Annotated in this window: 22 protein-coding genes; 3 read left to right on the top strand and 19 right to left on the bottom strand. The window is 69.4% G+C overall.

Annotation, left to right across the window (positions count from 1 at the left end; translation table 11 throughout):
- From DMB80_RS12030 to DMB80_RS11990, 9 genes are all read right to left on the bottom strand, one after another.
- Window positions 1-253: hypothetical protein (locus DMB80_RS12030; RefSeq protein WP_111510047.1), on the bottom strand; the 253-nt coding region annotated here is incomplete at its 3' end.
- Window positions 250-747, bottom strand: coding sequence for a DUF3093 domain-containing protein (locus DMB80_RS12025; protein WP_111510046.1), 498 nt, complete (start codon window positions 745-747; stop codon window positions 250-252). The genes DMB80_RS12025 and DMB80_RS12030, both read right to left, overlap by 4 nt.
- Window positions 744-1,196 carry a hypothetical protein gene (locus DMB80_RS12020; RefSeq protein ID WP_240431139.1) on the bottom strand — a complete coding sequence of 151 codons (453 nt, stop codon included), beginning with the start codon at window positions 1,194-1,196 and terminating at the stop codon, window positions 744-746. The genes DMB80_RS12025 and DMB80_RS12020 overlap by 4 nt, the downstream gene beginning before the upstream one ends.
- Window positions 1,197-1,214: 18 nt before the next feature.
- A complete protein-coding gene (locus tag DMB80_RS12015; RefSeq protein ID WP_046363153.1) occupies window positions 1,215-1,622 on the bottom strand; it encodes a hypothetical protein in 408 nt (135 codons plus the stop codon).
- Window positions 1,619-2,599 carry a porphobilinogen synthase gene (gene hemB, locus DMB80_RS12010; protein ID WP_111510045.1) on the bottom strand — a complete coding sequence of 327 codons (981 nt, stop codon included), beginning with the start codon at window positions 2,597-2,599 and terminating at the stop codon, window positions 1,619-1,621. Before hemB ends, DMB80_RS12015 begins: the two co-directional genes overlap by 4 nt.
- 14 nt (window positions 2,600-2,613) lie before the next feature.
- On the bottom strand, window positions 2,614-4,287 hold the full coding sequence (locus DMB80_RS12005) for a bifunctional uroporphyrinogen-III C-methyltransferase/uroporphyrinogen-III synthase (protein WP_111510044.1): 1,674 nt from the start codon (window positions 4,285-4,287) through the stop codon (window positions 2,614-2,616).
- Between the two features lie 8 nt (window positions 4,288-4,295).
- Window positions 4,296-5,231, bottom strand: coding sequence for a hydroxymethylbilane synthase (gene hemC, locus DMB80_RS12000; RefSeq protein ID WP_111510043.1), 936 nt, complete (start codon window positions 5,229-5,231; stop codon window positions 4,296-4,298).
- A 7-nt stretch (window positions 5,232-5,238) separates the two neighbouring features.
- Window positions 5,239-6,609: a glutamyl-tRNA reductase gene (locus DMB80_RS11995; protein WP_111510042.1), complete on the bottom strand. Its 1,371-nt coding sequence runs from the start codon at window positions 6,607-6,609 to the stop codon at window positions 5,239-5,241.
- Window positions 6,610-6,665: 56 nt separating this feature from the next.
- On the bottom strand, window positions 6,666-6,920 hold the full coding sequence (locus tag DMB80_RS11990) for a glutaredoxin family protein (protein WP_111510041.1): 255 nt from the start codon (window positions 6,918-6,920) through the stop codon (window positions 6,666-6,668).
- A 39-nt stretch (window positions 6,921-6,959) separates the two neighbouring features.
- Between DMB80_RS11990 and DMB80_RS11985 the strand changes: the two genes are divergently transcribed.
- Window positions 6,960-7,871 (top strand): HAD family hydrolase, encoded by a 912-nt coding sequence (locus tag DMB80_RS11985; protein WP_111510040.1) that lies wholly within the window; start codon window positions 6,960-6,962, stop codon window positions 7,869-7,871.
- A 35-nt stretch (window positions 7,872-7,906) separates the two neighbouring features.
- Entirely contained in the window at window positions 7,907-8,440 is a 534-nt protein-coding gene (locus tag DMB80_RS11980; protein WP_111510039.1) for an FAS1-like dehydratase domain-containing protein, read from the top strand.
- A gap of 12 nt (window positions 8,441-8,452) precedes the next feature.
- Here DMB80_RS11980 and DMB80_RS11975 read toward each other — a convergent pair whose 3' ends face one another.
- The 9 genes from DMB80_RS11975 to DMB80_RS11935 form a co-directional block, all read right to left on the bottom strand.
- Window positions 8,453-9,526 (bottom strand): lysophospholipid acyltransferase family protein, encoded by a 1,074-nt coding sequence (locus DMB80_RS11975; RefSeq protein WP_111510038.1) that lies wholly within the window; start codon window positions 9,524-9,526, stop codon window positions 8,453-8,455.
- A 66-nt stretch (window positions 9,527-9,592) separates the two neighbouring features.
- Window positions 9,593-10,681, bottom strand: coding sequence for an SDR family oxidoreductase (locus DMB80_RS11970; protein WP_111510037.1), 1,089 nt, complete (start codon window positions 10,679-10,681; stop codon window positions 9,593-9,595).
- Between the two features lie 30 nt (window positions 10,682-10,711).
- Window positions 10,712-10,813, bottom strand: coding sequence for a 30S ribosomal protein bS22 (locus DMB80_RS11965; protein ID WP_003402602.1), 102 nt, complete (start codon window positions 10,811-10,813; stop codon window positions 10,712-10,714).
- Between the two features lie 93 nt (window positions 10,814-10,906).
- Entirely contained in the window at window positions 10,907-11,170 is a 264-nt protein-coding gene (locus DMB80_RS11960) for a helix-turn-helix domain-containing protein (protein ID WP_046363143.1), read from the bottom strand.
- Between the two features lie 139 nt (window positions 11,171-11,309).
- Window positions 11,310-12,200, bottom strand: a complete 891-nt coding sequence (gene proC / locus DMB80_RS11955; protein WP_111510062.1) for a pyrroline-5-carboxylate reductase — start codon at window positions 12,198-12,200, stop codon at window positions 11,310-11,312.
- A 44-nt stretch (window positions 12,201-12,244) separates the two neighbouring features.
- A complete protein-coding gene (locus DMB80_RS11950; RefSeq protein ID WP_111510036.1) occupies window positions 12,245-13,063 on the bottom strand; it encodes a thioesterase family protein in 819 nt (272 codons plus the stop codon).
- A 15-nt stretch (window positions 13,064-13,078) separates the two neighbouring features.
- Window positions 13,079-13,924: a sugar phosphate isomerase/epimerase family protein gene (locus tag DMB80_RS11945; RefSeq protein WP_111510035.1), complete on the bottom strand. Its 846-nt coding sequence runs from the start codon at window positions 13,922-13,924 to the stop codon at window positions 13,079-13,081.
- Window positions 13,925-13,929: 5 nt separating this feature from the next.
- A complete protein-coding gene (locus DMB80_RS11940; protein WP_111510034.1) occupies window positions 13,930-15,129 on the bottom strand; it encodes a hypothetical protein in 1,200 nt (399 codons plus the stop codon).
- A gap of 27 nt (window positions 15,130-15,156) precedes the next feature.
- Complete coding sequence (locus DMB80_RS11935; protein WP_046363138.1) at window positions 15,157-16,149, bottom strand: Ppx/GppA family phosphatase; 993 nt, start codon at window positions 16,147-16,149, stop codon at window positions 15,157-15,159.
- A 12-nt stretch (window positions 16,150-16,161) separates the two neighbouring features.
- Between DMB80_RS11935 and DMB80_RS11930 the strand changes: the two genes are divergently transcribed.
- Window positions 16,162-16,959: a DUF3109 family protein gene (locus DMB80_RS11930; RefSeq protein ID WP_111510033.1), complete on the top strand. Its 798-nt coding sequence runs from the start codon at window positions 16,162-16,164 to the stop codon at window positions 16,957-16,959.
- Here DMB80_RS11930 and DMB80_RS28570 read toward each other — a convergent pair.
- Window positions 16,915-18,333 carry a glutamate-1-semialdehyde 2,1-aminomutase gene (locus DMB80_RS28570; RefSeq protein ID WP_240431143.1) on the bottom strand — a complete coding sequence of 473 codons (1,419 nt, stop codon included), beginning with the start codon at window positions 18,331-18,333 and terminating at the stop codon, window positions 16,915-16,917. The two genes, DMB80_RS11930 and DMB80_RS28570, sit on opposite strands and share 45 nt — an antisense overlap.
- Between the last annotated feature and the right edge of the window lie 4 nt (window positions 18,334-18,337).

The raw sequence follows: 18,337 nt of genomic DNA, 5'->3' as shown, positions 1-18,337 counted from the left end.
GGGCAGCGGGGGCTGGGGGGCGCTGGGCGCGCCGCCACGTCACCGCGAACACGACCAGCACGCCGGCGATCGTCGCCAGCAGCAGCGACAGCGTCAGCAAGGGCGCGTAGTAGACGACCGACGTGGTCGAGGGCTGCCCGTCGAGCACCGGCGCGACGACCACGGTCCGGCTGGCCGCGAGCCAGCTGACCACGCACCCGACCACGGCCAGCACCGCCGACGTCAGCGCGACGACGGTGCGACGGCCCGTCACGACGTCTTCTCCGGCGGGATGCGCTCCTCGATGAGGTTGGTCAGGGCCGCCCGCAGCTGCTTGTCCTTGCGGGCCCAGGCCTGCGCGGTGCGATCGCCCGCCAGCCGCAACCCGATTCCGGTGCGGCCCCGCGGCACACCCGTGAGCTCACCCAGCGCGCGGGCGTACTGCCACTTCGGCGCCTCGGCTCCCTCCGCCTCGGGATAGACCCGCACGATCTCCGCGGTCCGCGTGGTCTCCGTGCCCTGGCGCAGCGTGTCCGCGGTGAGCTCGACCGAGGTGTGGATGCGCGCCGCCTTGACCTGGATGCTGAGGAAGAACGTCACGAGCAGGAAGAAGATGATCGGGATCAGCCACTGGAAGTAGCCCGCCGACAGCTGGATCAGCGCCATGGCGACGCCGGCGCCTGGGCCGGCGAGCACCCACAGCCAGCTGGCGCCCTGCTCGTAGAACAGCACCTCGCTCGCCGGCGGCGATGCGGCGGATTCGGTCACGGCAGGTCCTTCCCCTCGGGCGCACGGTCGTACCAGGCGCGAGCCGAGGGCCGCGTCATCAATGCTGCGCCGACCAGCACGGGCAAGGCAGCGACCAGGATCAGCGGCTGCCCCACCCCGAGCCCCACGGCCAACAGCAGCACGACGGCCACCACCGCGAACGCCAGACCCAGCGTGGCCATCCGGAACCGGCTGTCGCCGCCGCGCGCCTTGCCTGCGAGGAAAGCCAGGGCTGCGGCGGCCACGACCGAGCCGATGCCGATCAGGCGGTACACCGTGAGGTAGTTGCGGACGCGCTCGTCACTCACGTCGGCGGGGATCGCCAGCCGGGCGGCGTCGAACGTCGCCGTCGCCGACATCAGCCCGCCGACGATCATGAGGACCGCGCCACCCATGAAGCACCAGAACGCGGCGTCGACGAGGCGGGGTCGGGAAACGGGGGTCGGCATCGAGGTCAGGGTAGCCAATCACCGGGTGAAGAAGTCGTGGGCGTCCTTGCGGTGGAGCAGGAACACGCCGCCGCACACGAGTACCGAGCCGACGATCACCACGGCCGCGTAGATCAGGGCCGCCACCTCGGGACGGTCGACGGTGAACAGCTCGCTGACCGAGAACACCACGGTGGCGATCGCCCCGCCGGTCAGGCAGGTGCGTGTCCACCGGTAGCCGTGGCGCAGCAGGACGAGAAACGTCGCCACCACCGACACCAGCACGGCGAGGAACACGAGGGCGATCGCCAGCATCAGCCCACTCACCCGCTGTTCACCGGACACCAGGTCGACGACGAACCCGGCCGTCATCAGCGGCAGCGCCAGCACCCACAGCCAGAAGCCCGTGTCCACATCAGGCGGCCGGGTCGGGGTGGGTTCCGTCATGACAGGCGGCGGGCCACGTCGGCGGCCCAGTACGTCAGCACGATGTCGGCGCCGGCCCGCACGATGCCGGTCAGCGACTCGAGCACGACCGTGTCCCGGTCGATCCATCCGTTGTCGGCGGCCGCGCAGATCATCGAGTACTCCCCCGACACCTGGTATGCGGCAACGGGAACGGGTGAGCGGTCCGCAGCGGCCCGGACGATGTCGAGGTAGGACATGGCGGGTTTGACCATGATGATGTCGGCGCCCTCGTCGATGTCCAGGTCGACCTCGTGCAGCGCTTCGCGCGCGTTGCCCGGCTCCTGCTGGTAGGTCCGGCGATCACCCTGCAGGCTCGAGGACACCGCGTCGCGGAAGGGGCCGTAGAAGCCGGAGGCGAATTTCGCCGCGTAGGCCAGGATCGCGGTGTCGATGTGACCGGCAGCGTCGAGCCCCTCGCGGATGGCCGCCACCTGCCCGTCCATCATGCCGCTGGGCCCCACCAGGTGCGCACCCGAATCGGCTTGCGCCACAGCCAGTTCGACGTACCGGCGGTTGGTCGCGTCGTTGTCCACTCTGCCGCGGTCGTCGACGACGCCGCAGTGCCCGTGGTCGGTGAACTCGTCGAGGCAGGTGTCGGCCATCAACACCGTGGCGTCGCCGAGGTCAGCGGACAGATCGCGCAGCGCGACGTTGAGGATGCCGTCGTGGTCGGTACCTGCCGAGCCGCGCGCGTCCTTGTCCTCATCGCGGGGCACGCCGAAGAGCATCAGCCCGCCGACACCGGCGTCGACGGCGTCAGCGGCCGCCCGGCGCAGCGAATCCCGGGTGTGCTGAACCACTCCGGGCATGGAAGCGATGGGCCGTGGTTCGTCGATGCCGTCCGCGACGAACATCGGCAACACGAGTTGGCGCGCCTGCAACGACGTTTCGGACACCAGCCGGCGCAGCGCCGGCGTGGACCGTAGCCGCCGCGGACGATGACTCGGGTAGGGCATGACCGTCCTTGCGGTTAGCGGCGGCGACTCTTCTTCCGCGGCGGTGGCAGCGCGCCCTCGGCCCGCAACCGGGCGGCGTGCTCGGCCAGCGCCTCGACGAGCGGCCCGACCGCGGCCACCTCCGGCTGCACGTCCACGCGCAGTCCGAATTCAGCTGCAGTCTCAGCGGTTTTCGGTCCGATGCACGCCACGATGGTGCGTGCGTGCGGCTTCCCGGCGATACCGACCAGGTTGCGCACCGTGGAGCTCGACGTGAAGCACACCGCGTCGAAGCCACCGGCCTTGATCATCTCGCGGGTGTGCGCCGGCGGCGGCGCGGCACGCACCGTCCGGTAGGCGGTGACGTCCTCGATCTCCCAGCCCCGTTCGCGCAGCCCCTCGGCCAGCGTCTCGGTGGCGATGTCCGCGCGCGGCAACAGCACGCGGTTCACCGGGTCGAAAATGTCGTCGTACGGCGGGAACTCGTCGAGCAGGCCCAGCGAGCTCTGCTCGCCGGTGGGCACCAGCTCGGGGTTGATCCCGAACGCGCGGACCCGGTCGGCGGTGGCCTGGCCGACGCAGGCGATCTTCACACCGGAGAACGCGCGAGCATCCAGGCCGAACTCGTTGAACTTCTCCCACACCGCGCGCACCGCGTTGGTGGAGGTGAACACGACCCACTGGAACCGGCCGTCGACCAGACCCTTGACGGCCCTTTCCATCTGGGCCGGGCTGCGCGGCGGCTCGACCGCGATGGTCGGCACCTCGATCGGCAGCGCGCCGTGGCCGACGAGCCGATCGCTCATCTCGCCCGCCTGGTCCTTGGTGCGCGGCACCAGCACGGTCCAGCCGTACAGGGCGCGGCTCTCCCACCAGTTCAGCTTGGCGCGGTTGGCGACGGTCCGGCCGATCGTGACGACGAGCGTTCCGGTCAGCGGGCCGGACGGCTCGACGCCGGCAGGCTTGTCCAGCACGGCCTTGTCCAGGAGGCCGGCCAGCGTGGTCTCGACGGAGCGCTGCGCGCACGTGGTCCCGTTGGCGGTCACCACGGCGGGCGTGCCCTCGGCCAGACCGAATTCGATCAGTGTGCGCGCGGCCTCGGGCAGGTGCGACGCGGTCGCGTGCAGGATCAGCGGCCCGGGGGCGGCGGCGAGTGCGGCCCAATCCACCTGCGGATCGCGGACATCGGCGACGGTGTGCGACGAGCCCAGCGGCAGGCCCGCGTAGGTCGGCACGGCCGAGGTGTCCGGCAGCCCCGGCACGATCTCGAAGGTGAGCTGGGTGCGTGCCAGCGCGTTGACCTCGGTGATGACGGCGTCGATCGACAGCGGGTCACCAGCGACCAGGCGGACGACGTCCACCCCGGTGCGCGCCTCGGTGGCCAGCGTCTTGGCGACCTCGGCCGGATCGCCGAGCGCGGGCCGGATGTCCGGGCCGCCGGGGATGGCGGGCTCCGCCGCCTCGGCGGGCGCATCCGGCGACGCGGGATCACGGGGCTCTGTCGCCTCGGCCGGCAACGGTCCCGACGGCGGGGGCAGTTCGGAGCCGACCAACGCGAGCACCGCTTCGGGCACATCGGGGTCGACGAAGACCAGGGCCGCATTGGCCAGTACCGCGCGGGCGCGCGTCGTCAGCAGGCCCGGATCACCGGGCCCGGAGCCGACGAAGCTGATGCGGCCGGGCTTGCCCTTGCGTCCTCGCAAGGTCATCTGGCGAGTCATGTCCCTCTCCCGCGTTCGTCCAACAGGTCCCGTGCTCCCAGCTCGAACAGCTCCGCGGCCACCGAGAGCCCTAGCTCCCGTGCCCGCTCGGTTGTGCCGATACCGGACGCACGGATCACGTCGGATCCGTCCAGCGTCGCCACGCAGCCGCGCAGCGACACCTCTTCGAAGACGCGACCGTCCTCATCGATCGACTCGACCACCTCGGCAATCGCGCCAACCGGTGCGGAGCACCCCGCCTCCAGTTCGGCGAGCAGGGTCCGCTCTGCGGTGACCGAGGCCCGGGTGTCGGCATCGTCGAGCTCTGCCAACACCGAGACCAGGCCGGAATCACCGGCACGGCACTCGAGCGCCAATGCACCTTGAGCCGGCGCCGGCAACATCTGTACCGGCTCCAGCGTCTCGGTGACGGCATCGAGGCGACCGATGCGGGCCAATCCCGCCCGGGCCACGACGACGGCGTCGAGAACACCGCTGCTTACCCTGTTCAACCTGGTATCTAGGTTGCCTCGTAGGGGGCGGATTTCCAAACCGAGACCCAGTGCTCTAAGCTGCGCGGTCCGTCGCGGGGACGACGTCCCGATCACCGAGCCGGCCGGCAACTCGCCGAGCACCAGTCCGTCCCGCGCCACCAGCGCATCCCGGGCGTCCTCGCGCACCGGGATCGCGGCGATCACGAAGCGGGGGTCGGCTGCGGTCGGCAGATCTTTGTAGGAGTGCACCGCCATGTCGACCGTGTTGTCGGCAATCGCCTCACGCAGCGCGGCGGTGAACACGCCGACCCCGATCTCGGCGATCGGTGCGGAGGAACGGTCTCCCTCGGTGGAGACAATCACCAACTCGGCGGCGTGCCCGCGGGCGATGAGGGCGTCGCGGACGGCACCTGCCTGAGTGGTGGCCAGCAGGCTGCCCCGCGTGCCGATACGGATCACTCTGCGATCACTCTGCGCTATCGAGATCGGTTGCGGGAACGATCAACTCGTCGACCGCGACGGTCCCGAGCTCACCGCCGGCGACGGCGTCCACGGCGTGCTGGTCGAGCTCGAACAGTTCGCGCAGCGCTTCGGCGTAGCTGTCCCCGCCGGGGGCTCCGGCCAACTGCTTGACGCGCACCGTGGGTGCGTGCAGGAGCTTGTCGACGACCCGGCGCACCGTCTTGGCAACCTCGTCACGGTGGGCCGAATCCAGCCCCGGCAACCGGTTGTCCAGCCGCAGCAGTTCCGCTTCGACGACGTCGGCGGCGCGCTGGCGCAGCGCGGTGACGGTCGGGGTGACCTCGGCCATCCGCTGGCCGGTCAGGTACTCGGCGACCTCGGCGGCGACGATGGTGCGGGCCGCCTCGGCGTCGGAGGTCGCGGTGCGCGCGGTGGGCTCCCGCAGGATGCGCTCCATGTCGATGACGTCGACGCCGGGCAGCCCGGCGACCGCGGGGTCGATGTCGCGCGGCATGCCCAGATCGCACATCACCAGTTGTCTGGTGCCGCCCAGCCGCTGCGCCAGCCCGCGGTGGACGTCGGCCAGCGTGACGACCGGCCGGACCGCGCCGGTGCAGCTGACCACGACGTCGGCGTCGGTGAGAAGGGGCGGCAGGTGGTCGAACGGGAAGGCTTCGGCCGCCACGCCGTGGCTGCGCACGTTCTCGGCGAGGTGCTTGGCGCGCGGGAGTGAGCGATTGACCACATGGACGCGCTCGATACCGGCGCGCATCAGCTGTTTGGCGGCCAGGGCGCCCATCGAGCCGGCGCCCACCACGACGGCGGAGCGCCCGGCGAGAGATCCGATGCGGGCTTGCGCCATGTCCAGCGCGACGGACACCACCGAGGCACCGGCGGAATCGATGCCGGTCTCGGAATGCACCCGCTTGCCCACCGACAGCGCGCGCTGGGACAGTTCGTGCAGCGTGCGACCCACGGTGTGGTTCGCTTCGGCGGTGGCATAGGCCCGGCGCACCTGGCCGAGAACCTGCGCCTCACCGACCACGGCGGAGTCGAGACCGCTGGCGACCGAGAACAGATGCTCGACCGCGGCTTCGGCGTAGCGGACGTAGGCGTACCGCGTCAGATCCTGCAGCGACATCCCGGAGTGCTCACTGAGCACCTGTCCGATCACCGAGAGTCCGCCGTGGAACGCCTCGACGACCGCGTACACCTCGACGCGGTTGCAGGTCGACAGCACCATGGCCTCGGTGACCAGCGAGGATTGCAGGATCTGCTCGATGATCTTGGCCTGATCGGCCTCGTCGGTACTGAGTTGCTCGAGTACCGACACGGGCGCGCTCCGGTGCGAAACCCCGAAAAGCAGTACGCTCACGGCTTCCTCACCACCCCACCAAGGTAATCGCTGACCAGCTGGGCAGCCAAATTCCCTCAGTCGGTCAGATCTGCGCGCAGCCTGTCCTCGTCGAGCTCCCAGTAGCTGTGTTCGACGCCGTCGAGCAGCACGACGGGCAACCGGTCTCCGTATTCGGCGCGCAGGGCCTTGTCTCCGGCGGCGGCTGCTTCGTCGACGTCGGTCACACTCAGGCCGAACCCGAGCTCGTCGCGCAGCGCGGCCAGTCGGTCGGCCGCCTTCTGACACAAAGAGCAGCCCTGGCGGGTGAGCAGATGCACGGCACGATCCACCCCGCCAGTATCGCGGCCGGGTGACCTAATGTTGTAGCCGTGTCCGACGGTACTGAGATCGGCATCGAGTCCCGGGCGCAGCAGATCGCCGGGGAGAGCAGCGCCGAGGTTGCGGCCGCGGGTCTGACCGAACCCGCCATCGAGACCGGCGGCGAGCTGTCCGGCCCGCCCCCGCCGCCACCGGATCTGACCGCGGCGGCGTTCTTCGACGTGGACAACACGCTGGTGCACGGTTCTTCTCTGGTGCACTTCGCGCGGGGGCTGGCGGCCCGCGAGTACTTCACCTACAAGGACCTGGCCCGCTTTGCCATGGCGCAGGCCAAGTTCCAGCTCACCGGCCGCGAGAACAGCGACGACGTGGCGGCGGGGCGGCGCAAGGCGCTGGCATTCATCGAGGGCCGCTCGACCGCTGAGCTGGTGGATCTGGGTGAAGAGATCTACGACGAGATCATCGCCGACAAGATCTGGCCGGGCACCCGGGCGCTGGCCCAGATGCACCTCGATGCCGGTCAACAGGTGTGGCTGGTCACCGCGACACCGTACGAGCTGGCCGACACGATCGCCCGCAGGCTCGGGCTCACCGGTGCGCTGGGCACAGTCGCCGAGTCGATCGACGGCGTGTTCACCGGGCGCCTGGTCGGCGACATCCTGCACGGCACCGGCAAGGCGCATGCCGTGCGCTCGCTGGCCATCCGCGAGGGCCTGAACCTGCGCCGCTGCACCGCCTACTCCGACAGCTTCAACGACGTGCCGATGCTGTCGCTGGTCGGGACGGCCGTCGCGATCAACCCCGACGCCGACCTGCGCGACCTCGCCCGGGAGCGCGGCTGGGAGATCCGCGACTTCCGCACCGCCCGCAAAGCCGCCCGTATCGGGGTGCCGTCGGCGCTGGCGCTGGGCGCGGTCGGCGGTGCGCTGGCCGCGGTGGTGTCCCGTCGCGACGCCAAGTAGGCTCGCACCGCCCGAACGACGAAAGCGGATCACGCATGGCCATCGCCGAGAACATCATCGGGACCCACTACCGGTACCCCGACTACTTCGAGGTCGACCGCGAGAAGATCCGGGAGTTCGCCCGCGCCGTCAAAGACGATCATCCCGCTCACTACAGCGAGGAGGCCGCCGAGGAGTGCGGCCACGGCGCCCTGATCGCGTCACTGACCTTCCTCGCCGTCGCGGGTCGGCAGGTGCAGCTGGAGATCTTCAACCAGTTCGACGTCCCGATCAACATGGAACGGGTGCTGCACCGCGACCAGAAGATCACCTTCCACCGGCCGATCCTGGCCGGGGACAAGCTGTTCTTCGACTCCTACCTGGATGCGGTGACCGAGTCGCACGGCGCGGTGGTCACCGAGGTCCGTGGCGAGGTGACCGACGAGCGGGGCGAACCAGTATTGACCAGCGTGGTCACGGTGATGGGTGAAGCGCAGTCAGACACCGAGGCCGACGAGATCAGCGACCGCATCGCCGCACGACGGGACGAAGCGCTGCGCGCGATGGTGGCGAAGCAGACCGCCCAGTAGGACCGCCCGGGATCAGCCGAAGAACGTGTTCCTTCGGTTGGCCAGCAGCTGGTAGAGGGTCTGCTGGATGGTTTCGCGGACCTGGTCGGTGATCTCGAAGGTGATCATCGGATCGTCGGCGGCCGAATCGTCGTAGTCAGCGGTGTCGATGGGCTCACCGAACTGGATGTACCACTTCGACGGGAGAGGCACCACGCCGAGCGGGCCCGCCAGCGGGAACAGCGGGGTGACCGGGAAGTACGGCAGACCCAGCAGGCGGGCCAGCAGCTTCACGTCGGCGACCATCGGGTAGATCTCCTCGGACCCGACGATCGAGCACGGCACGATCGGCGCCTTGGTGCGCAGCGCCGCGGACACGAAGCCGCCGCGGCCGAACCGTTGCAGCTTGTAGCGGTCCTTGAAGTGCTTACCCAGACCCTTGTAACCCTCGGGGAACACGGCGGTCAGCTCGCCCGCGGCCAGCAGCCGGTGGGCGTCGTCCGTGCACGCCATGGTGTGGCCGGCCTTGCGCGCGGCCTGGCCGACGAGCGGCATGTCGAACACCATGTCCGCCGCCAGCAGACGCAGATCGCGGTGCGCGGGATGGTTGTCGCGGACTGCCACCGACGTCATCAATCCGTCGAAGGGCAGGACCCCGGCGTGGTTGGCCACCACGAGGCCGGCGCCGGTCTCGGGCAGGTTCTCCACACCGCTGACCTCGACCCGGAACCACGAGTTGAACAGCACGCGCAGCACGGGCAGGAAGATCGCGTTGTTGAGATGGGGATCGAAGCCGAACTCGTCGACGGTGTAGTCCCCGACCATTCTCTTGCGGAGGAAGTCGGCCACCGCGGAGATCCGGTTGGCGAGTTCACTGGGCTCGGCGTCGGGTCCCGCGGCGGAACCGAAACCGTCACCACGGTGGGCGTCGATGTCACGGACGACGGCGGACAGTTCCTCGGCGGTGGCCCGGCCTTCGCCGTCGCCGTAGAGAGACGGATGCCGTCGAGATCGGTCTCCACGCTGGGCCGCCGCCCGGCGGGCCGCTGCACTCCGGCTTGAATTCGAGTGCAGGGGAATGACTTTCGCTTTCGACTCGCCCGCCACTGTCTCGCTTCTCACCTTCCGCAACCTCGAGCTCGAGTGTCCCCGCCCCCGCGCTGATCCCTGAGTCTAGCGCCCGAACCTCGCCGCCGCTGTCACAGCGCGGCGCTCCACAGCAGAAACCCAGTCGGGGTCCACGATGGGTTTCAGACCCCGGCCACGCACGTAGTCGTCGAAGGCCTCTGTCGTGGTCCACTTCGGGGTGTAGCCGAGTTCGGTGCGCATCCGGGTGGTGTCCATGACGCGCCCGTAGCTGAGGTAGTCCAGACGCTCCGGGTCGATCTCGGTGGTCCGGCCGGCCCGCCACAACGAGTCGACGGCCGACAGCGCGGCGCGCGGCATCGGGAGCGCGAGACGCCCCGACCGACGGATCGCCTGGCTCATCATGATGACCCCGGACGCCCCGATGTTGAAGGTGCCCGCCTTGCCCGCGATCGTCGCACGCTCGAGCGCCCCCAGCGCATCCTGCTCGTGCAGCAGCTGCATGCGGGCGTCGTGGCCGATGATGGTCGGCACTACTGGCCCGGCCAGGTACCGCGACAGCGCGGTGTCCATCGCGGGACCGATCATGTTGGCCAGCCGCAAGATGGTGACCGCGATGTCGGGACGGCGCCGGCCGAGACCGCGGGCGTAGCCCTCGATGTCGATGCTGTCGCGGGCGAACCCTTCCCGGGCCGGCCTGCGACGGCTGCTGCTCTCCGCGAACAGCACGGGATCGCGCGAACTCGACCCGTAGATCTCCGAGGTCGACTTCAGGATCACCCGGCGCACCGACGGCGCCTTCTGGCATGCCGCGAACAACTGGATGGCGCCCATCACGTTCAGCTCTTTGAGCGTGGCGCGACCGCCGGAGCGGGGCGCGTAGGACGCCGCGGCGGCGTGCACCACGGTGTCGACGTCCCCGTTGCGAATCACCTTGGCGATGAACGGATTTCGGATGTCGGCCCGGACGAACTCGGCGCGGCCCATGCGGCGCAGCAGATCTTTGCTCGGCGCGATCGCGTCGACCGCGATGACATGGTTGATCAGCGGGTTCTGCGCCAGCCGGGCGGTCAGATAGCCGCCGAGGAACCGGCATGCGCCGGTGACCAGGACGACCTTGGGGTAGTTCAGACCGTCCCTGGCATCGGAGCCGCCCGAGTTACCCCCAGCATCCATCTCCGCAGCCTAGCGGCTGGCGCAGCCGGACTACTTGCCGAGTTTTCTGCGCTGGACCCGGGTGCGACGAAGCAGCTTGCGGTGCTTCTTCTTCGACATGCGCTTACGTCGCTTCTTGATGACAGAACCCATGAACTCCGCTACCTCGGTTTTTTCGACGATCTCGACCGGTCACCTTACCTGGCGACAGTCTCGGCTCCGAAATCCGCCGTCTGCGGCCTGGATTTAGCCCGCGTCGAAGTAGGAGCTCTCCAGCATGTCGTGGACGGCCTTGGCGTGGACGCGGAACGACCGGCCGACCCGCACCGCCGGCAGCTCACCGTTGTGCACCAGCCGGTACACGGTCATCTTGCTGACCCGCATCAGGCTGGCCACCTCTGCCACGGTGAGAAATTGAGCTCGAGGCGGTTGACCATCGGATTGACCGGCGTCACGCGCCGACTTTCCGCTGGCTGAATCCCGCGCCGACGGCCCGTTCATAGACGTCATCGCAACCCAATCCATCAGGCGCGGGCAGTTCCAGCGGCTTCCCCACCGCTGGCACCGACCCACGCTTACCACTGGGAGAATAGCGTGGCGGGTGGGGTTACTGCGACGGGTGTGGGCTAATCAATCAGAAATTCCCGAACTACTCGGGTGTAATTCCTAGCTGCTCAGAGCGGGTTTTCGCGGCCTCGACGGCGTTGGCGACGGCTGCACGCAGGCCTCCGCGTTCGAGTTCCCGCAGCCCAGCGGCGGTGGTGCCGCCGGGCGAGGTCACCATGGCGCGCAGCTGGGCAGCCGAGGTGTCGGTCGGCGACGCCATCGCTCCGGATGGGCCAGACGCGGCGTCACCGCCCGCGCCTTCGGCATCCAACCGCTCCAGCAGCATCGCCGCCGAGCCGGCCATCGTCTGCACCACCAGATCGGTGGCCACCGATCGGCTCAGCCCCGCATCCACCCCGGCGTCGACGAGCGCCTCGACCATCAGGAAGAAATATGCGGGACCGGAGCCGGAGACCGCGGTGACACTGTCGATCTGGCTCTCCGCCACCGTCAGCACCCCGCCGACGGCGTCGAACAGTGCGGACACCCCGCGGACGTGCTCCGCGGTGGCGAACCGCCCCGGGGCCACCGCACTGACCCCGCCACCGACGAGCATCGGCGCGTTGGGCATCACCCGCACCACGGGCGAACCGGCGGGCAGCTTGTTCTCGAAATAGGCCGCGCTGACCCCGGCCGCGACCGTCACGAAGATCTGCTCTGCGGCGTCACTTTCGGCGCGTGCGGCCGTATCGGCGATGTCACCGATCACGCTGCCGACGTCGGAGGGCTTGACCGCGACGATGACGTACGTCGCGGTGTCGACCGCCTCGGCCACCGACGCGATGCGCACGGAGTACTTCTCGGCCAGATACGTGGCGCGGTTCGGGCTCTTCTCGGCCACCACGAGGTCCTTGGTCTGGCGGCCGGCCCGCAGCAGTCCCGCCAGCAGTGCCTCTCCGATACTTCCGCCGCCGATGATCGCGATTCTGGCCATGCGGGACAGCATGACACGGCCGCACCGATCGGACCGAGATCGGCTCAGTCGGGAGCGGCGGGCACCAACGCCAGTTGCCGGGACTGCACGACGATGCGGCCCTCGCGGTCCACGACGATGTGGTCCTCGTCGAAGAATTCCTGACCGATCTGCGTCGTCGTGCACATCACCCTCAGCCACCCGTCGGCAGGCACGGCCCGCACGAAGGCCGTCAGCTGCACCGTGGGCGCCCAGCCGAACCTGTTGAGCCCCATCGTGACCGGAGCCGACACGTCCCCGCACAGCAGCGCGAACAGCACGTCGGGGGCGGCGCCCTTTGGACGCACCCAGTACTCGATCATCGGTGGGCCGCCGTCGCCGCGCGGGGCGAACGACGTCAGCGAGGGACGGATGTCGCAGCCGTGCGCGAGGTGGACGACGTCGGCCATCGGATGTCCGGGACCGATCGGTTCCAGTCCGGGCGGCGGATCGGGGGTCATCAGCGGCAGCACGGGGTTGACCGACAACAGCGGCGGCACATGGTGTTCAGGGCGCCCCAGTGTGATCGCGGCCCGCAGCGCCGTCCGCGACCCCTGGTTGAGCTCGACATCGATCAGACTGATCCGCCGCCCACGCTTGCGCACGGTCGTCACGACCTGCATCGGCCCGGGGTCGGGCGCCCAGAGGAAATTGCCCGACACCGCAATGGGTTCCACGCCGGACTCACCGAGCTCGCTGCGCGCGGCGTTGGCGCACAGCGCGAGCATCGCGCCGCCGTGCACCTTGGGGCCGATGGTCCAGTGCTCGTTGAGCAGCCCGTGGTAGACACCGGCGCCGTCGGGAGTCAGTGCCATGGCATCGGTGAACGAGGTGGAGAGAGTCATCGGGTCCTTGCTCGATCAGCGCAACAGGTGGGTGCGGGCGAACTGCAGCGACTCGGTCAGCAACTCTTCGCGCTCGGCGACCGACCGTGCGGCCGAGGTGGTCACCTCGAGGATGACATGGCCTGCGAAGTCACTGGCGGCCAACGTCTCGCAGATCTCGACGGTCGGTTGTGTGCCGCGGCCGGGCACCAGGTGCTCGTCGGTGGACGCGCCGCTGCCGTCGCACAGATGCAGGTGCACCAACCCATCCCCCATGCGCCGGGCCATGTCGACGGCGTCGGAGCCGGCCGTCGCAGTGTGCGAGAGGTCGAGTGTGTAGTGCGCGTGACCGCCATCGAGCGGGTCGTAGGACGGCGCGAACGCCGAGATGCCCGGGCCCGGAGCGCCGCCGCGCTTGCGCATCCGTTCGATCGACGTCTGCCCCGCGCCGAAGAACCTGTCGGCACGGAACGGGAACATGTTCTCCACCGCGACCATGACGTCGCTGCGGGCCTCGAGCTCGGCCACCTGGTCGGCGAACCCCTCGGCATAGCGGCGCTGCCAGCGGAACGGCGGATGGACCACGACGGTCTGAGCGCCGAGCTGCTCGGCGGCACGCACGCTGCGGTCCAGCTTCGCGATCGGGTTCGCGCCCCAGACCCGCTGCGAGATCAGGAGGCAGGGCGCATGCACCGAGAGCACCGGGACGTCGTAGCGCCTCGACAGCTCCTCGACGGCATCGATGTCCTGGCTGACCGATTCCGCCCACACCATCAGCTCGACGCCGTCGTAGCCGAGTGTGGCGGCCATCTCGAAGGCGGCCTCGGTCTTGAGCGGATAGACAGAGGCCGTCGACAGGCCGACCTTGATGGCAGGGCGCACCCCGGTCAGCCCGATTGCAGCAACGCCAGCGGCCCGAGGGTGACCAACGCGCCGACCGCCACCGCGATCAGCGTGCTGCCGATGTCCTCGGTCTTGCGCACCACCCGGACGCCGACGACCAGGCCCAGGATCACCAACACCGACAGCACCAACGCGACGATGTTGTTCCACTTCCACAATTGGTCGAACGCGACGAACAGGCCCGCGCCGAACACGACCGCGACGACGCTCTGCCCCACCACCCACAGTCCGTGCACCACAGGTGACATCGGCCGCGGCTCGTCCTCGTCCTGGTCCTCGTCGAGGTCCCCGTCCTCCACCACGTCCTCGGACGGCAGCCGAGCACCGCGGCGGGCCACATCGTCGGCGACGGTCTCCCCGCCGAACAGCGGGTCCTGCGTGGAGCGCAGATACGACGGCAGTTCGTCCTCGTCCGCGGAGTCCTCGCCGGTGTCGGCATCTTCGGTGTCGGCGACCGGGTTGGTCTCGTCGTCCTCGACGAGCTCATCGGCCTCGACGACCTCGGTGTCGCTCGGTGCGTCCCGGTCTTCGCTCTCCTCGGTCTGCGCGTCCTGGAGGTCGGCGGGGACGTCGGCGTCGACCGGATCGGGGCTCATCAGCTCCGCGTCGACGGCCGGGGCGCTCTTGCGGCCGAACCGGCCGAACGGCGACCGCCGCGGCGCGGCGGCTTCTGGCTCGGGCTCGGGCTCGGGCTCCTCGACGACATCGTCGGCGGGCGTCTCGTCGACGTCGTCCCCCGCCCCGGTCTCGGGTTCGGCGGCCAGGTCGGTCTCGTTCGTCTCGTCCGTCTCGTCCGTCTCGAGGGCTGTCTCGTCGACCTCGACGAGTTCGTCGTCGCCTTCGGTCACCTCGGCCGCATCGGCCACGTCGTCTGCCTCATCGACGTCATCGACCTCGTCATCGACCTCGTCATCGACCTCGAGCTCGTCAGCGACCTCGGTCTCGGGGGCGGCGGACTGCTCCGGCTCGGACACCGGTTCCGGCTCGGGTTCGGAAGTCGCGGGTTCGTCGGGGCGGACGATCGGGATCTCGCCGGTGAGCTCGGCGACGGTGACGGCGTCGGCGTTACCGCGGCGACGGCGACGGCGGCCACCGACCGGGGGTGCGCCGATCGTGCCGTTCTTGGCCAGCAGCTCGGCGACCGAGATCGGCCGGGTGTTGGTGTAGTCGTCTGGTCCAGTCATCGCCTGCTCGCCCTCGCGGTTGCCTGCTTACCGTCCAGCATTGCGCACCGACACCCGCCCGGAGGGCGAATGCCCGCCCACGAGCGCCGTACCGTCGGCTTCGCTGTCGAGTTTCCGCAGGATCAAGCCCTCCCGCAACGCCCACGGGCAAATGTCTACGCTTTCGATACCTAGCGCTTTCATGCTCGCCTCGGCCACCAGGGCGCCCGCCACGATCTGCGGGGCACGGTCGGCGCTCACTCCTTCCAGCTCGGCACGGTCGGACGCGGTCATCCTAGAGATGAAAGATATGAGCTGACGAAGACCCGTGGCAGTCAGCGTGCGCTTGACCCGTGGACCCGCACCGGAAGGCGCGGCACCGGTGAGCCGGGCCAGAGAACGGAACGTCTTGGAGGTGGCCACCGCCAGATCGGGGCTGCCGGCCTCAGCGATGGCGGTGCCGGCTTCGGAGAGTTCGTTGGCCAGCCAATCCCGCAGCATCGCAACGCGCCGGCGGCCGGGCGGATCGTCGGGCAGCCATTCGCGGGTCAGCCGGCCCGCGCCCAACGGCAGCGACATCGCCACATCTGGTTCCTCGTCGACCCCGCTGGACAGCTCGAGCGAGCCGCCGCCGATGTCGATGTTGATGATGCGTCCGGCACTCCAGCCGTACCAGCGCCGCACCGCCAGGAATGTCAGCCGCGACTCGTCGACCCCGCTGAGCACGCGCAGATCCACGCCGGTGTCGGATTTCACCCGCGACAGCACGTCTTCGGAGTTCTTCGCATCGCGCACCGCCGACGTCGCGAACGCCATCAGCTCCGAACATCCCGAACTGGTGGCGATCTTCGCGAACTCGTCGATCGTGCCGATCAGTCTGTCGGCACCGCGGCGCGTCAGCTTGCCGGAGGTGTCGATGGCCTCGGCGAGCCGCAGTGAGGCCTTCGTCGAACTCATCGGCGTGGGGTGCCCACCGCGGCGCGCATCCACCACCAACAGGTGGACGGTATTGCTGCCCACATCGAGCACGCCTAATCGCACCCGTCCAACCTAATGGGTCTACCGTGGAAAACCGTGACTGGTCCGTATCCGGGTGAGGTGGAACTCGATTTCGCCCGTGAGTGGGTGGAGTTCTACGACCCCGAAAACCCCAAACATCTGATCGCCGCGGACATGACCTGGCTGCTGTCACGCTGGACGTGCGTCTTCGGCACACCGGCCTGCAAGGGCACCGTCGCGGATCGCCCCGACGACGGATGTTGTTCCCATGGCGCGTTTCTCTCCGACGACGACGACCGCGCCAAGCTCGACGATGCGGTGAAACTGCTCACCGACGAGGACTGGCAGTTCCGCGACAAGGGCCTCGGCAAGAAGGGCTATCTGGAGCTCGACGAATACGACGACGAGCCCACCTGGCGGACGCGAAAGTACAAAGGCGCGTGCATCTTTCTGAATCGTCCCGGGTGGCCGGGCGGTATCGGATGCTCGCTGCACACCAAGGCGTTGCAGCTGGGCGTCGAGCCGCTGACCCTCAAACCGGAGGTGTGTTGGCAGCTCCCGATCCGGCGCACCCAGGAATGGGTCACGCGACCCGACGGCTCGGAGATCCTGAAGTCGACGATCACCGAGTACGACCGGCGCGGGTGGGGCGAGGGCGGACTCGATCTGACGTGGTACTGCACCGGCGACCCCAACGCCCACGTCGGGGAGAAGCCGGTGTGGCAGTCCTACGCCCCCGAGCTGACCGAGCTGCTCGGCGAGAAGGCCTACGCCGAGTTGGCGGCAATATGCCAGCGGCGCAGCGCTTTAGGGCTGATCGCCGTGCACCCCGCCACGCGGGCCGCCGAGTGAGCCGGACGGGGTGGTGAGCCGACGCGGCGCGGCGGTGCTCCGCAGCGCCGGCGCCACCGGCCGGCCCTGCAGCAGGCCCGCCACGGTGCCCGCCTCGATCGCGAAGCGGTAGACCGGCAGCGCGTCCCTGACGGCCGCGATGGTGTGGTCGATGGCCTCGTCGTCGTGTGCGGCCGACGTGACGAATGATTGTCCGAGTACCCCGCGGCGCAGCAGTTCCTGCATGAACAGCGTGCGATATGCCTGCGAGGGCGCACCCTGGGCATCTCGGGTGACGAACACCAGACACGACGGTCGGCCGGTCACCGTGAGGTGGTCGGACAGCCCCGCCTCGGCGATCGCTGCATTCGCTCCCTCGGCCAGGCGCCTGCCGGCCCGTTCCATGCGCGCCACCGGATCCTCGGTGCGGTAGGCCGCGACGACGGCACCGAACGCCGCCAGCGACGCCGTTTCGGGGCCGTGGGTGGTCGAGAGCAGGAACACCCGCTCGCTGTCGGTGCGCAGTCCCGCGCGTTCCATGAACTCACGGCGGCCGGCCAGCGCCGACAGCGGAAAACCGTTGGCCATCGCCTTGCCCCAGCAGGACAGGTCGGGCGTCACCCCGTAGATCGACTGCGCGCCACCGGCGGCCCAGCGGAAGCCGGTGATCATCTCGTCGAACACCAGCAGTGTCCCGTGCCGGTCGCAGAGCTCACGCACGGCCTGCAGGTAGCCGGGTGCGGGTTCTGCGGTGGCGGTCGCGGCTTCCATCACCACGCAGGCGATGTCGTCACCTGAGAGCAGCGCGGTCAGCGCGTCGAGATCGTTGTAGGGGAAACGCTTCGTGGCGGCGGCGTGGTCGGCGGGGATGCCACCGGCCATCGGGGTGGTGCCGATGAACCAGTCGTCGGTGGAGAAGAACGGTTGCTCGCAGATCGCGACCGCGATGCGACCGGTGACCGCGCGCGCCAGCCGGACCGCGGCGGTCGTCGCATCGGAACCGTTCTTGGCGAACTTGACCATGTCGGCTCCGGGCACCAGGGCCAGGAACTGCTCTGCGGCAACGACTTCGGCGGCGGTGGGCCTGCTGAAGTTGACTCCGCCGGCGATCGCGCGGGTGACGGCGTCGACGACGGGCGGGTACCCGTGCCCGAGTGTCACCGACCGCAGACCCATGCCGTATTCGACGTAGTCGTTGCCGTCGACGTCCCATACGCGACACCCCGCGCCGTGCGTCAGCACTGGCGGCATCGTCTCCGGGTATTGGTCGGCGCCACGCGCATAGGTGTGGGCCCCACCGGGGATCAGGTCGTGCAGTCTGTCCTGCAGCAGCCGCGATCGCGCGAAGGTCTTTGTCTCACCGGCGAAGTCGTCGACGACCCAGCGGCCCTGCAGTTCG

Origin of the sequence: Mycobacterium kyogaense (assembly GCF_003254575.1) — a bacterium.
GTDB classification, from domain to species: Bacteria; Actinomycetota; Actinomycetes; order Mycobacteriales; family Mycobacteriaceae; genus Mycobacterium; species Mycobacterium kyogaense.
This window is presented reverse-complemented; position numbering and strand designations above follow the sequence as displayed.

Coding starts and splice junctions, on each gene's coding strand:
- DMB80_RS12020 (WP_240431139.1), bottom strand. CDS start 1,196: ATGCCGACCCCCGTTTCCCGACCCCGCCTCGTCGACGCCGCGTTCTGG.
- DMB80_RS12015 (WP_046363153.1), bottom strand. CDS start 1,622: ATGACGGAACCCACCCCGACCCGGCCGCCTGATGTGGACACGGGCTTC.
- hemB (WP_111510045.1), bottom strand. CDS start 2,599: ATGCCCTACCCGAGTCATCGTCCGCGGCGGCTACGGTCCACGCCGGCG.
- DMB80_RS12005 (WP_111510044.1), bottom strand. CDS start 4,287: ATGACCTTGCGAGGACGCAAGGGCAAGCCCGGCCGCATCAGCTTCGTC.
- DMB80_RS11980 (WP_111510039.1), top strand. CDS start 7,907: ATGGCCATCGCCGAGAACATCATCGGGACCCACTACCGGTACCCCGAC.
- DMB80_RS11970 (WP_111510037.1), bottom strand. CDS start 10,681: ATGGATGCTGGGGGTAACTCGGGCGGCTCCGATGCCAGGGACGGTCTG.
- DMB80_RS11965 (WP_003402602.1), bottom strand. CDS start 10,813: ATGGGTTCTGTCATCAAGAAGCGACGTAAGCGCATGTCGAAGAAGAAG.
- DMB80_RS11960 (WP_046363143.1), bottom strand. CDS start 11,170: ATGACGTCTATGAACGGGCCGTCGGCGCGGGATTCAGCCAGCGGAAAG.
- proC (WP_111510062.1), bottom strand. CDS start 12,200: ATGGCCAGAATCGCGATCATCGGCGGCGGAAGTATCGGAGAGGCACTG.
- DMB80_RS11950 (WP_111510036.1), bottom strand. CDS start 13,063: ATGACTCTCTCCACCTCGTTCACCGATGCCATGGCACTGACTCCCGAC.
- DMB80_RS11940 (WP_111510034.1), bottom strand. CDS start 15,129: ATGACTGGACCAGACGACTACACCAACACCCGGCCGATCTCGGTCGCC.
- DMB80_RS11930 (WP_111510033.1), top strand. CDS start 16,162: ATGGGTCTACCGTGGAAAACCGTGACTGGTCCGTATCCGGGTGAGGTG.